At 71.2% G+C, this 12,541-nt stretch carries 12 protein-coding genes and 1 riboswitch; of the genes, 11 read left to right on the top strand and 1 reads right to left on the bottom strand.

Translation table 11 applies throughout. From position 1 onward, the window contains the following. Positions 1-55: 55 nt before the first annotated feature. A complete protein-coding gene (gene whiG / locus ACSNOH_RS05840) occupies positions 56-892 on the top strand; it encodes an RNA polymerase sigma factor WhiG (protein ID WP_436720106.1) in 837 nt (278 codons plus the stop codon). 103 nt (positions 893-995) lie between these two features. Continuing rightward, positions 996-1,535, top strand: coding sequence for a TetR/AcrR family transcriptional regulator (locus ACSNOH_RS05835; RefSeq protein ID WP_436720126.1), 540 nt, complete (start codon positions 996-998; stop codon positions 1,533-1,535). Here the strand turns inward: ACSNOH_RS05835 and ACSNOH_RS05830 are convergent. Next, positions 1,525-2,313 (bottom strand): M23 family metallopeptidase, encoded by a 789-nt coding sequence (locus tag ACSNOH_RS05830; protein ID WP_436720105.1) that lies wholly within the window; start codon positions 2,311-2,313, stop codon positions 1,525-1,527. The two genes, ACSNOH_RS05835 and ACSNOH_RS05830, sit on opposite strands and share 11 nt — an antisense overlap. Positions 2,314-2,626: 313 nt before the next feature. Between ACSNOH_RS05830 and rpsB the strand changes: the two genes are divergently transcribed. The 9 genes from rpsB to ACSNOH_RS05785 all read left to right on the top strand — a co-directional run bounded on the left by rpsB (position 2,627) and on the right by ACSNOH_RS05785 (position 12,535). After that, complete coding sequence (gene rpsB / locus ACSNOH_RS05825; RefSeq protein WP_106676927.1) at positions 2,627-3,478, top strand: 30S ribosomal protein S2; 852 nt, start codon at positions 2,627-2,629, stop codon at positions 3,476-3,478. A gap of 100 nt (positions 3,479-3,578) precedes the next feature. Further along, complete coding sequence (tsf, locus tag ACSNOH_RS05820) at positions 3,579-4,415, top strand: translation elongation factor Ts (RefSeq protein ID WP_436720104.1); 837 nt, start codon at positions 3,579-3,581, stop codon at positions 4,413-4,415. Between the two features lie 162 nt (positions 4,416-4,577). Beyond that, the gene (gene pyrH / locus ACSNOH_RS05815; RefSeq protein ID WP_436720103.1) at positions 4,578-5,357 is read left to right on the top strand and encodes a UMP kinase; all 780 of its coding nucleotides are present in this window, start codon (positions 4,578-4,580) and stop codon (positions 5,355-5,357) included. Between the two features lie 167 nt (positions 5,358-5,524). After that, positions 5,525-6,082, top strand: a complete 558-nt coding sequence (gene frr, locus ACSNOH_RS05810) for a ribosome recycling factor (RefSeq protein ID WP_436720102.1) — start codon at positions 5,525-5,527, stop codon at positions 6,080-6,082. Further along, positions 6,082-7,185: a phosphatidate cytidylyltransferase gene (locus ACSNOH_RS05805; RefSeq protein ID WP_436720101.1), complete on the top strand. Its 1,104-nt coding sequence runs from the start codon at positions 6,082-6,084 to the stop codon at positions 7,183-7,185. The genes frr and ACSNOH_RS05805 overlap by 1 nt, the downstream gene beginning before the upstream one ends. Before the next feature lie 165 nt (positions 7,186-7,350). Next, positions 7,351-8,460 carry a 23S rRNA (adenine(2503)-C(2))-methyltransferase RlmN gene (rlmN, locus tag ACSNOH_RS05800; protein ID WP_436720100.1) on the top strand — a complete coding sequence of 370 codons (1,110 nt, stop codon included), beginning with the start codon at positions 7,351-7,353 and terminating at the stop codon, positions 8,458-8,460. Between the two features lie 136 nt (positions 8,461-8,596). Next, positions 8,597-8,704, top strand: a riboswitch (TPP riboswitch). After that, positions 8,700-9,800 (top strand): thiamine ABC transporter substrate-binding protein, encoded by a 1,101-nt coding sequence (locus ACSNOH_RS05795; protein WP_436720099.1) that lies wholly within the window; start codon positions 8,700-8,702, stop codon positions 9,798-9,800. Its footprint overlaps the riboswitch before it by 5 nt. Before the next feature lie 77 nt (positions 9,801-9,877). Continuing rightward, positions 9,878-11,491, top strand: coding sequence for an ABC transporter permease (locus tag ACSNOH_RS05790; protein ID WP_436720125.1), 1,614 nt, complete (start codon positions 9,878-9,880; stop codon positions 11,489-11,491). Beyond that, positions 11,492-12,535, top strand: coding sequence for an ABC transporter ATP-binding protein (locus tag ACSNOH_RS05785; RefSeq protein WP_436720098.1), 1,044 nt, complete (start codon positions 11,492-11,494; stop codon positions 12,533-12,535). The last annotated feature ends 6 nt before the right edge of the window (positions 12,536-12,541 follow it).

Raw genomic sequence — 12,541 nt, 5'->3', positions numbered from 1 at the left:
TCCAGCCATTCGTACCACTCGATCCACGTCACAGCAGAACGGCTCAAGACGACGAATGCCCCAGCACACCTCCGGTTCGGACCGCGCGGCGGTGCCGCCCGCGGCGCGCGGCGCCGAGCGCCCTCCCGCGCCCTCGACGCTCGACGAGCTGTGGCGGTCGTACAAGGCCTCGGGCGACGAGCGGCTGCGGGAGCAGCTGATCCTCCACTACTCGCCCCTCGTGAAGTACGTGGCGGGGCGCGTCAGCGTCGGTCTGCCGTCCAACGTCGAGCAGGCCGACTTCGTCTCCTCGGGCATCTTCGGACTCATCGACGCCATCGAGAAGTTCGACCCCGCCCGGGAGATCAAGTTCGAGACGTACGCCATCACCCGGATCCGCGGGGCGATGATCGACGAGCTGCGCGCCCTGGACTGGATTCCGCGCTCCGTCCGCCAGAAGGCGCGCGCGGTCGAGCGCGCGTACGCCACGCTGGAGGCCGAGCTGCGCCGCACCCCCACCGAGGCCGAGGTCGCGGCCGAGATGGGCATCGCCATCGAGGAACTGCACGGCGTCTTCAGCCAGTTGTCGCTCACCAACGTGGTCGCCCTGGAAGACCTCCTGCACGCCGGCGCCGAGGGCGGCGAACGGCTGAGCCTCATGGACACCCTGGAGGACACCGCCGCCGACGACCCCGTCGAGGTCGCCGAGGACCGCGAGCTGCGCCGCCTCCTCGCCCGCGCGATCAACACGCTCCCCGAGCGCGAGAAGACCGTCGTCACCCTCTACTACTACGAGGGCCTCACGCTGGCCGAGATCGGGCACGTGCTCGGCGTCACGGAGAGCAGGGTCAGCCAGATCCACACGAAGTCGGTGCTCCAGCTGCGGGCCAAGCTGGCGGACGTCGGCCGCTGACACCCGGCGAGAATCCTCCCTCGGCGTCGTCCCGGCCACCGGCAATCCGTAAAGTGGGGACGTGCCCAGGATTCGAGCGGCCTCAGTGGCCGAGCACCGGACGATGCAGCGCGGCGCCCTGCTGGACGCCGCCCGCTCCCTGCTGTCCGAGGGCGGCACGGAAGCGCTGACCTTCCCCGCCCTGGCCGAGCGCACAGGGCTGGCGCGGTCCTCGGTCTACGAGTACTTCCGCTCGCGGGCGGCCGTGGTCGAGGAGCTGTGCGCCGTCGACTTCCCCGTGTGGGCGGCGGAGGTCGAGACCGCCATGGAGGCCGCGGAAACGCCCGAGGCGAAGATCGAGGCGTACGTCCGCCGCCAGCTGGCCCTCGTCGGCGACCGCCGCCACCGCGCCGTGGTCGCGATCTCCGCCGGAGAGCTGGACGCGGGCGCGCGCGAGAAGATCCGGGCGGCCCACGGCGGGCTCATCGCTATGGTCGTGGAGGCCCTCGAAGGCCTCGGCCACGAGCAGCCCCGCCTGGCCGCCATGCTGCTGCAGGGTGTCGTCGACGCCGCCGTACGCCGGATCGAGCTCGGCGCGGCCGAGGAGCCCGGCCGCATCATCGAGGCGGCCGTGTCCATGGCACTGCGCGGCGTCACGGGCTGACCGCCGCCGTGCCGGCCCCGCCCGTGAGCGGCAGCAGCCGCGAGGGTGGCCTGCGCAGCATCCACGGCGGCAGCATGGACAAGGGATCCAGGTAGATCTTTCCGCGGAGCAGTCCCCAGTGCAGACAGCCCGTGGAGCCGGCGGCGCCTCCCGGTCCCTTCAGGCAGTGGGAGAGGGAAGTGCCGGCCTGAAGCGTGCCGATCACCTGCCCCGCCGCCACCTCGTCTCCCACTTTCACCAGCGCGTTCACCGGCTCGTACGTGGTTCGCAGGGGCGGCTCGCCCGTGCCCGCGTGCTTGACCGCCACCACACCCCGCCCCGCGACGGTGCCGGCGAAGGACACGGTGCCGGGCGCTGCGGCCCGTACCGGCTGACCCGGGCGGGCGACGAGATCCACCCCGCGGTGCCCGGCCGCCCAGGGCACGGGCGGCGGCCGCCAGGCCCGTACGAGCAGGGGCCGGCCGCCCCGTGCCCCGGCGACAGGCCAGGCCCGGTCGCCCCGCTGCGGCCCGCCGCCTCCCTGCCCGGACGGCCCGGGCCCCGCGGCCGCTCGCCCGGCGGATGCCACGGGCGGGACCGCGGCCTCCGCGGACGCCGGAGCGGGCACAGGAACGGGCGGGGGCGCGGGCGGGGGAGCGGCCGCCGCGGAGGCCCGTGCGCTCGCTGCCGTACCGCCGGTGACCGCCGCGGCCAGGACACAGAGCGTGACCGCGCCGGCCCCGGCGAGCAGGCGCCGCGTGAACGATCCGAGCCGTGCAAAAGATCCGATGAGAGCCATGCCCGTACGGTGGCGGATCACCGGCGATCGTGGGGATCTTGACGCAGATCTGTGGACTACTCGCGGGTTGTGCACAACGCCGTCACCCGGGACTTCCCGGGTCCCGTACACTTCTCATGGCGATCCGGGTGACCGGATCGACTTCGCACGCCCCGCTACCGGCGCGTCAGTCCCTTTCGGGCAGCCCGGTGGCCGTGTCTCTCGGTCCGCGGAACGGTCCTCGCAAGGGCTCCGTCCACGGCAGGCGCGTCGGGGCGTCAGGAGCGGCGGCCGCCCGGCCGCCGTGTAACCGAGTATTTCAAGGAGCGCGGCCATGGCCGTCGTCACGATGCGGGAGCTGCTGGAGAGCGGCGTCCACTTCGGTCACCAGACCCGTCGTTGGAACCCGAAGATGAAGCGTTTCATCTTCACGGAGCGCAACGGCATCTACATCATCGACCTGCTCCAGTCGCTGTCGTACATCGACCGCGCCTACGAGTTCGTCAAGGAGACCGTCGCGCACGGCGGCTCCATCATGTTCGTCGGTACGAAGAAGCAGGCCCAGGAGGCCATCGCCGAGCAGGCGACCCGCGTCGGCATGCCCTACGTGAACCAGCGCTGGCTGGGCGGCATGCTCACCAACTTCTCGACCGTCTACAAGCGCCTGCAGCGCCTGAAGGAGCTCGAGCTCATCGACTTCGAGGACGTGGCCGCCTCCGGCCTCACCAAGAAGGAGCTCCTGGTCCTCTCCCGCGAGAAGGCCAAGCTGGAGAAGACCCTCGGCGGCATCCGCGAGATGCAGAAGGTGCCGAGCGCCGTCTGGATCGTCGACACCAAGAAGGAGCACATCGCCGTCGGTGAGGCGCGCAAGCTCCGCATCCCGGTCGTCGCGATTCTCGACACCAACTGCGACCCCGACGAGGTCGACTACAAGATCCCGGGCAACGACGACGCGATCCGCTCCGTCACGCTGCTCACCCGTGTGATCGCCGACGCCGTCGCCGAGGGCCTCATCGCCCGCTCCGGCGCCGCCACCGGTGACGCGAAGGCCGACAAGGCCGCCGGCGAGCCCCTCGCCGAGTGGGAGCGCGACCTGCTCGAGGGCGAGAAGAAGGCCGACGCCGAGGCCGAGAAGCCGGCCGAGGCCGCTGCCGAGGCTCCGGCCGCGGACGCCGAGCAGGCCTGACAACTCAGTCGGTAGATCATGACGGGGGACGGCGCACGGAGCGCCGCCCCCGTCGTGCACCCGTAGTCACCCAACGACTTTCGAGAGAGATTCACAGACCATGGCGAACTTCACCGCCGCTGACGTCAAGAAGCTCCGTGAGCTCACCGGCGCCGGCATGATGGACTGCAAGAAGGCGCTGGACGAGGCCGAGGGCAACCTCGAGAAGGCCGTCGAGATCGTGCGCGTCAAGGGCCTCAAGGGCGTGGCCAAGCGCGAGAGCCGCACCACCGAGAACGGTGCCGTCGTCTCCGTCGTCGCCGACGACAACACCTCCGGTGTCATCGTCGAGCTGAAGTGCGAGACCGACTTCGTCGCCAAGGGCGAGAAGTTCGTGGCCGTCGCCGAGGCCCTCGCCGCCCACGTCGCCAAGAGCGCCCCGGCCGACACCGAGGCCCTCATGGCCTCCGAGATCGAGCCCGGCAAGACCGTCCAGGCGTTCGTGGACGAGGCCAACGCCACCCTCGGCGAGAAGATCGTCGTCGACCGCTTCGCGCGCTTCGCCGACGGCTTCGTCTCCGTGTACATGCACCGCACCGCCGCGGACCTGCCCCCGCAGGTCGGCGTCCTGGTCGAGCTGGACAAGGAGAACGCCGAGGTCGCCAAGGACGTCGCGCAGCACATCGCCGCCTTCGCGCCGAAGTTCCTCAGCCGCGAGGACATCCCGGCCGAGACCGTCGAGAACGAGCGCCGCGTCGCCGAGGCCACCGCTCGCGAGGAGGGCAAGCCCGAGGCCGCCCTGCCGAAGATCGTCGAGGGTCGCGTCACCGGCTTCTACAAGGAGAACGTCCTGCTGGACCAGGCGTTCGCCAAGGACAACAAGAAGACCGTCCAGAAGGTCCTGGACGAGGCCGGTGTCACGCTGAAGCGCTTCGCGCGCATCCGCGTCGGCGCCTGAGCCGTCAGCAGGGCAGCGATTGACCTGCGACCCGCTAGGGTCGTACGCAGCCGATCCCTCACCGGTCGGCCGCTGATGTGACGAGGAGGCCATTGCCGCACAGGGAACCGAAAGGACCCATCCGGCAATGGCCTTCTTCGTATGTGCACGAGGAGAGCTCCAATGAATCAGGGTGCGGACGCCCGGCAGGCCGCCGACGACACCAGTGCTGACCACGGCTCACGCCGCCGGTTCCTGCTCAAACTCTCCGGCGAGGCGTTCGCCGGCGGGGGCGGTCTCGGCGTCGACCCCGATGTCGTGCACGCCATCGCCCGGGAGATCGCGGCCGTGGTCCGCGAGGGCTACGAGATCGCCGTCGTCATCGGCGGCGGCAACTTCTTCCGTGGCGCCGAGCTCCAGCAGCGCGGCATGGACCGGGCCCGCTCGGACTACATGGGCATGCTCGGCACCGTGATGAACTCCCTCGCCCTCCAGGATTTCCTGGTCAAGGAAGGCATCGAGACCCGCGTCCAGACCGGTATCACCATGGGGCAGGTCGCGGAGCCGTTCATCCCGCTGCGCGCCGTGCGCCACCTGGAGAAGGGCCGCGTCGTGATCTTCGGCGCGGGCATGGGCATGCCCTACTTCTCCACCGACACCACCGCCGCCCAGCGCGCCCTGGAGATCCACGCCGAGGCGATCCTCATGGGCAAGAACGGCGTCGACGGGGTCTACGACTCCGACCCGAAGAAGAACCCCGCCGCGGTGAAGTTCGACGCCCTCGAATACAGCGAGGTGCTCGCACGGGGCCTGAAGGTCGCCGACGCCACCGCCATCAGCCTGTGCATGGACAACAAGCTGCCGATCCTGGTCTTCGAGCTGCTCGCCGAGGGCAACATCGGGCGTGCGGTCAAGGGTGAGAAGATCGGCACGCTCGTGAGCGACCAGAGCACGCGGGACTGACGACCCGCAACGCCGTTCGTAGGGGCCGGAGCCGCTACGGACGGCAACTCCGTGCCGGGGGAAGACCTCGGCACGGGGATGGACAACTGCCTGCCGGTCGGACACCGTGCAGGAGAAGACGCGCGCAGGGGCGAGGCTCTGCTTACTGATAACACCAGGAGCAAGTGGTGATCGAAGAGATCCTCCTCGAGGCCGAGGAGAAGATGGACAAGGCCGTTGTGGTCGCCAAGGAGGACTTCGCGGCGATCCGCACCGGGCGTGCGCACCCGGCGATGTTCAACAAGATCGTGGCGGAGTACTACGGTGCGCTGACGCCGATCAACCAGCTGGCGTCCTTCTCGGTGCCGGAGCCGCGCATGGCGGTGGTGACGCCCTTCGACAAGAGCGCGCTCCGCAACATCGAGCAGGCGATCCGCGACTCCGACCTCGGCGTCAACCCGAGCAACGACGGCAACATCATCAGGGTGACCTTCCCGGAGCTCACGGAGCAGCGCCGCCGGGAGTTCGTCAAGGTCGCGAAGACCAAGGCCGAGGACGCCAGGGTCTCGATCCGCTCCGTGCGCCGCAAGGCCAAGGACCTCCTCGACAAGCTGGTCAAGGACAAGGAGACCGGCGAGGACGAGGTCCGCCGCGCGGAGAAGGAGCTCGACGACACCACCGCGAAGTACGTGGCGCAGGTGGACGAGCTGCTCAAGCACAAGGAAGCCGAGCTCCTCGAGGTCTGATGAACGAGACATCCTGGGGGGCCCCGCCGAGCGCCGGATACCGGGGGTCCACCGACCGGGGGCCGTCCTCTGCGGCCCCGTCGGCGGGTCCTGTGCACGAGGCGGGCATCGCGGCGCAGACTCGGCCCATGCCCATCGTGCCCTCCTCAGGCGGAGACCAGGACGACCGTGACCAGGGGGCCGCCCATCTCCGCGGCCCCCTGTTCCGCGACGAACAGGAGCCCGACATCCGGCCCCAGGACCCTGCCCCGGTGCCTGCCTCGCCCGAGTCGCCGAAGGCGGGGAAGAAGAGCGCCGGCCGTGATCTGCGGGCGGCGATAGGGGTCGGCGTCGGCCTCGGCGCGGTCATCCTCGCCTCCCTGTTCATCTACAAGCCCGTCTTCCTCGGCGTGATCGTGATCGCCGTCGTGGTCGGGCTCTGGGAGCTGACGTCCCGCCTCGCGGAGCGCAAGGCGATCCGCGCCCCGCTGGTGCCCCTCGCGGTCGGCGGGGCGGCCATGGTCATCGCCGGCTACGCCAGCGGCGCCGAGGGCGCGTGGGTGGCCGTGGCCTTCACCGCCCTGGCGGTCCTCGTGTGGCGCATGACGGAGTCGCCGGACGACTACCTGAAGGACGTCACGGCCGGCATCTTCGCGGCCTTCTACGTGCCCTTTCTGGCCACGTTCGTGGCCCTCATGCTGGCGGCCGGGGACGGCGCGTGGCGCGTGCTCACGTTCCTGATCCTGACGGTGGTCAGCGACACGGGCGCGTACGCGGTGGGCTGGAAGTTCGGCAAGCGCAAGCTGGCCCCGCGCATCAGTCCGGGCAAGACGCGCGAGGGGCTGGCCGGGGCGGTCGCCTTCGCGATGGTCGCCGGTGCGCTGTGCATGCAGTTCCTGATCGACGACGGAGTGTGGTGGGAGGGGCTGCTGCTCGGCCTGGCCGTCGCGGTCAGCGCCACCCTCGGCGATCTCGGCGAGTCGATGATCAAGCGGGACCTCGGCATCAAGGACATGGGCGCGCTGCTGCCGGGGCACGGCGGCATCATGGACCGGCTGGACTCGCTCCTGCCGACCGCGCCCGTCGTCTGGCTCCTCATGGTCGTCTTCGTCGGCTCGGGCTGAACCGGGCCGGGTACCCTGGAAGGGCTCGTCGCTGTGCGGCGGGCCCTTTTCCGGCCCCGCAGCCCGCGGGGGTGCCTGTGAGGTCTCCGGGTTTCCGGCACCGTCCTGCCGCCGGCTCCGCGATTGCGGAGGTCATCCGCCGTCGTCAATGAGGAGTCTTTACTCATGGCCCCCGCGCCTGGAGAACTGACGTTCGTCGCCCCCCGCGGGGCCAAGCTGCCGCCGCGCCACCTCGCCGACCTCTCGCCGGCCGAGCGCCGCGAGGCCGTCGCCGCGATCGGCGAGAAGCCGTTCCGCGCCAAGCAGCTCTCACAGCACTACTTCGCCCGCTACGCGCACGACCCCGCCGCGTGGACCGACATCCCGGCGGCCTCGCGCGAGAAGCTCGCCACCGAGCTGCTGCCGGAACTGATGAGCGTCGTGCGTCACATTTCCTGCGACGACGACACCACCCGCAAGACCCTCTGGCGCCTGCACGACGGCAAGCTGGTGGAGTCCGTGCTCATGCGCTACCCCGACCGGGTCACCATGTGCATCAGCTCGCAGGCCGGCTGCGGCATGAACTGCCCGTTCTGTGCCACGGGCCAGGCCGGGCTCGACCGGAACCTGTCGACCGCCGAGATCGTGCACCAGATCGTGGACGGCATGCGGGCCCTGCGCGACGGCGAGGTCCCCGGCGGCCCCGCGCGGCTGTCCAACATCGTCTTCATGGGGATGGGCGAGCCGCTGGCCAACTACAAGCGGGTCGTCGGCGCCATCCGCCGCCTCACGGACCCCGAGCCGGACGGCCTGGGGCTCTCCCAGCGCGGTATCACCGTCTCCACCGTCGGCCTGGTCCCCGCCATGCTGCGCTTCGCCGACGAGGGCTTCAAGTGCCGCCTGGCGGTCTCCCTGCACGCGCCGGACGACGAGCTGCGCGACACCCTGGTGCCGGTCAACACCCGCTGGAAGGTCCGCGAGGTCCTCGACGCGGCGTGGGAGTACGCGGAGAAGTCCGGCCGCCGGATCTCCATCGAGTACGCCCTGATCCGGGACATCAACGACCAGGCATGGCGCGGCGACCTCCTCGGCCGGCTCCTCAAGGGCAAGCGCGTGCACGTCAACCTCATCCCGCTCAACCCCACTCCGGGGTCGAAGTGGACGGCGTCCCGGCCCGAGGACGAGCGCGCCTTCGTCGCGGCGATCGCCGCGCACGGCGTCCCCGTGACCGTCCGGGACACCCGCGGCCAGGAGATCGACGGCGCCTGCGGCCAGCTGGCCGCCACGGAGCGCTGAGCACGAGCGCGGCATGAGGCGGCCCGCATGAGGCGCCGGCATGAGGCGCGCCGCACGAGGCGCCCGGCATGAGGCCGCCGCAGGTCGGCCGCCGATCGATGGAGAGGGCACTGATACGGTGCCCTCGCACAAATGAACAATCCGACAGGGGAGCGCCCACGGGGCGCTGAGAGTGCGGCACAGCCCGCAGACCCTCGGACCTGATCCGGGTCATACCGGCGTAGGGAGTCAGCTCAACCATGAACACCAACCTGCGGCGTGCCGTCGGCACGGCAGCTCTCGCCGCGCTCGCCTTCCCGGCCCTGGCCGCATGCGGCGGCTCGGACGACTCCGGCGGCTCGGGAGCTTCCGGCGGCAAGGACAAGACCGTCACCCTGGTCTCGCACAACTCCTTCGCCGCATCCGACGAGGTGCTGAAACAGTTCACCCGGCAGACCGGCTACAAGGTCAACGTCCTCAAGGGCGGCGACGCGGGCCAGGCCGTGAACCAGGCCATCCTGTCCAAGAGCCACCCGCAGGGCGACGTCTTCTTCGGCGTCGACAACACGCTCCTCTCCCGGGCGCTCGACAACGGCATCTTCGCCCCGTACCAGGCCAAGGGCCTGGACCGGGTCCCGCGGAAGCTCCAGGCCGACGCGGGCGAGCACCGGGTCACGCCCGTCGACACCGGCGACATCTGCGTCAACTACGACCGCGCCTACTTCGCCGACCACAAGCTGGCCCCGCCGCAGACCCTCGACGACCTGATCAAGCCCGAGTACAAGAACCTGCTCGTCACCGAGAACGTCGCCACCTCCTCCCCGGGTCTCGCCTTCCAGCTCGCCACGGCCGCCAAGTACGGCGACGACGGCTGGCAGGACTACTGGAAGAAGCTCAAGGCCAACGGCGTCGAGGTCGTGGACGGCTGGGAGCAGGCCTACAACGAGCGCTTCTCCGGCTCCGCGGGCGGAAAGAAGGCCAAGGGGGACAAGCCCCTCGTCGTCTCCTACGCCTCCAGCCCGCCGGCCGAGGTCATGGGCGTGAAGCCGCAGCCCGCCGAGGCGCCGACCGGCGTCGCCACGGGCACCTGCTTCCAGCAGACCGAGTTCGCCGGGCTGCTGAAGGGCGCGAAGAACCCCGAGGGCGGCAAGGCCCTGATCGACTTCCTCCTGAGCCGTACGTTCCAGGAGGACATGCCGCTGCAGATGTTCGTCAAGCCCGCCAACCAGGACGCCAAGCTGCCCGAGCTGTTCACCAAGTACGGCGCGCAGGTGAACGAGCCCGGCACCCTGGCCCCTGACAAGATCGCCAAGAACCGTGACCAGTGGGTCAAGGCATGGTCCTCGCTCGTCCTGAAGTAGGGCCCGGAACCGCGGCACGGGGCCCCGCACGGGGCGCGGACGGCTCGGCACGGCGGACGGCGGTGCGACTGGGCCTCATGGCCCTGCCGCTGGCCTTCTTCGGCGTCTTCTTCGCCTACCCCGTGGCCGCAATCGTCTCCCGGGGCCTGAAGGACGGCGGGCAGTGGCAGTTCGCCCGCGCCGGAGAGGTCCTGACCGACCCGGCCATCGGCCACGTGCTGTGGTTCACCACCTGGCAGGCGGCCGCCTCCACCGCACTCACCCTCGCCGTGGCCCTGCCCGGCGCGTACGCCTTCGCACGCTTCGACTTCCCCGGCAAGCGCATGCTGCGCGCCGTGGTGACCGTGCCGTTCGTCCTGCCGACCGTCGTCGCCGGCTCGGCCTTCCTCGCCCTGCTCGGGCGCGGGGGGCTGCTGGACGAATGGTGGGGAGTGCGCCTGGACACCACGGTCTGGGCGATCCTGCTCGCCCACGTGTTCTTCAACTACGCCGTCGTCGTGCGCACCGTCGGCGGTCTGTGGGCCCAGCTCGACCCCCGCCAGGAGGAGGCGGCGCGGGTGCTGGGCGCGGGGCGCTTCACCGCCTGGCGGCGGGTCACGCTGCCCGCTCTGGCCCCGGCGGTGGCCGCGGCCGCCCTCATGGTCTTCCTCTTCACCTTCACCTCCTTCGGCGTCGTGCAGATCCTCGGCGGACCGCGCTACGCCACCCTGGAGGTGGAGATCTACCAGCAGACAGCGCAGATGCTCGATCTGCCGACCGCCGCTGTCCTCACCTTGCTGCAGTTCGTGGCCGTGGCAGCTCTGCTGGCGGTGCATGCCTGGACGGTCCGCCGGCGTGAGGCGGCCCTGCGGCTGGTCGACCCGGCGCGCACCGCGCGGCGCCCGAGGGGCGTCGGCCAGTGGGCGTTCCTGGTGTCCGTCCTGGCGGTCATCGTGGTGCTGATCCTCGCGCCGCTCGTGGTTCTCGTGCTGCGCTCGTTCGACGGCCCCGACGGCTACGGTCTGGCCTTCTACCGCGCCCTGGCCTCCGCGGACGACAACGCGGGCACGTTCGTCGTCGCCCCGCTGGAGGCGATCGGCAACTCCCTCGCGTACGGCCTTGCTGCGACGGCCATCGCGGTTGTCGTCGGCGGGCTCGCGGCGGCAGCGCTGACGCGGCGCGAGGGGCGCCTCGTGCGGGGCTTCGACGCCCTCCTCATGCTGCCGCTCGGCACCTCGGCCGTGACCGTCGGTTTCGGGTTCCTCATCAGCCTGGACGAGCCGCCGCTGGACCTGCGGGCGTCCTGGATCCTGGTGCCGCTCGCGCAGGCCCTCGTGGGCGTCCCGTTCGTCGTACGGACCGTGCTCCCGGTCCTGCGCGCCGTGGACGCCCGGCTGCGTGAGGCCGCCGCCGTGCTGGGCGCCTCGCCGCTGCGGGCGTGGCGGGAGGTGGACCTGCCGCTGGTCGGCAGGGCCCTCGGAGTCGCGGCGGGCTTCGCGTTCGCCGTCTCCCTCGGCGAGTTCGGGGCGACCGTGTTCATCGCCCGCCCCGACAGCCCCACGCTGCCGGTCGCGGTCGCCAGGCTGCTGGGCCGCCCCGGGGAGCTCACCTACGGGCAGGCGATGGCCCTGAGCACGATCCTGATGCTGGTGTGCGCCGCAGCACTGCTGGTGCTGGAACGCATCCGCACCGACCGTACGGGGGAGTTCTAGATGGCCCTGCTGCGCCTGGACAAGGTCGCCGTCCGCTTCGGCGAGCGCGCGGTGCTCGACGCGGTGGACCTGGAGGTAGCCGAGCACGAGATCGTGTGCGTACTCGGCCCCAGCGGCAGCGGCAAGTCCACTCTGCTGAGGGTGGTGGCCGGCCTCCAGCCCACGGACACGGGCCGGGTGCTCCTCGCGGACCGGGACCAGAGCGGGGTCCCCCCGCACCGGCGCGGAGTGGGCCTCATGTTCCAGGACCACCAGCTCTTCCCGCAGCGGGACGTGGCGGGCAACGTCGCGTTCGGGCTGCGCATGCGTGGGGCCGGGCGCGCCGAGACGGCCCGGAAGGTCGCCGACCTGCTGGACCTGGTGGGCCTGCCCGGCGCCCAGCGCCGCTCGGTCGCGGCCCTGTCCGGCGGCGAACAGCAGCGGGTGGCCCTGGCACGAGCCCTCGCCCCCCAGCCCCGCTTGCTCATGCTCGACGAACCCCTCGGACAGCTGGACCGCAGCCTGCGCGAGCGCCTGGTGGTGGAACTGCGTGAGCTGTTCGGCCGGCTGGGCACCACCGTGCTGGCCGTCACCCACGACCAGGGGGAGGCATTCGCGCTCGCCGACCGGGTCGTTGTGATGCGCGACGGAAGGATCGCCCAGTCCGGCACCCCGCTGGAGGTCTGGCAGCGGCCTGCGTCCGAGTTCGTGGCGCGCTTCCTCGGCTTCGACAACGTGGTCGAGGCGACGGTCAGCGGCGACTGCGCGGACACCGCATGGGGCAGGGTTCCCGTCCCGGCAGGTTCGCGGCAGGGCGCCTGCAGGCTGCTCGTACGGCCCGCAGGCGTACGGCTGCTGCCCGAGGCGGAGGGCCTGCCGTGCACGGTCACCGGGCGGACGTTCCGGGGAGACCACGTTGTGCTGATGCTGCGCCCCGCGGACGGCCCCGTGCTGGAGGCTGCGTGCGGGCTGCACGGGGCCCCCGAAGCCGGCGATCGCGTAGGCATCGGTTTCGACGTGGCCGATGTCGTCGTGCTGGACGGCGCGGCCTCGGAAACCGGCTGAGCGACG

It is taken from the genome of Streptomyces sp. URMC 127 (assembly GCF_051386535.1).
GTDB lineage: Bacteria > Actinomycetota > Actinomycetes > Streptomycetales > Streptomycetaceae > Streptomyces.
This window is presented reverse-complemented; position numbering and strand designations above follow the sequence as displayed.

Excerpts from the sequence above, each read along its gene's own strand:
- whiG (WP_436720106.1), top strand. The coding sequence starts at position 56 with ATGCCCCAGCACACCTCCGGTTCGGACCGCGCGGCGGTGCCGCCCGCG.
- ACSNOH_RS05835 (WP_436720126.1), top strand. The coding sequence starts at position 996 with ATGCAGCGCGGCGCCCTGCTGGACGCCGCCCGCTCCCTGCTGTCCGAG.
- ACSNOH_RS05830 (WP_436720105.1), bottom strand. The coding sequence starts at position 2,313 with ATGGCTCTCATCGGATCTTTTGCACGGCTCGGATCGTTCACGCGGCGC.
- rpsB (WP_106676927.1), top strand. The coding sequence starts at position 2,627 with ATGGCCGTCGTCACGATGCGGGAGCTGCTGGAGAGCGGCGTCCACTTC.
- tsf (WP_436720104.1), top strand. The coding sequence starts at position 3,579 with ATGGCGAACTTCACCGCCGCTGACGTCAAGAAGCTCCGTGAGCTCACC.
- pyrH (WP_436720103.1), top strand. The coding sequence starts at position 4,578 with ATGAATCAGGGTGCGGACGCCCGGCAGGCCGCCGACGACACCAGTGCT.
- ACSNOH_RS05805 (WP_436720101.1), top strand. The coding sequence starts at position 6,082 with ATGAACGAGACATCCTGGGGGGCCCCGCCGAGCGCCGGATACCGGGGG.
- rlmN (WP_436720100.1), top strand. The coding sequence starts at position 7,351 with ATGGCCCCCGCGCCTGGAGAACTGACGTTCGTCGCCCCCCGCGGGGCC.
- ACSNOH_RS05795 (WP_436720099.1), top strand. The coding sequence starts at position 8,700 with ATGAACACCAACCTGCGGCGTGCCGTCGGCACGGCAGCTCTCGCCGCG.
- ACSNOH_RS05790 (WP_436720125.1), top strand. The coding sequence starts at position 9,878 with ATGGCCCTGCCGCTGGCCTTCTTCGGCGTCTTCTTCGCCTACCCCGTG.
- ACSNOH_RS05785 (WP_436720098.1), top strand. The coding sequence starts at position 11,492 with ATGGCCCTGCTGCGCCTGGACAAGGTCGCCGTCCGCTTCGGCGAGCGC.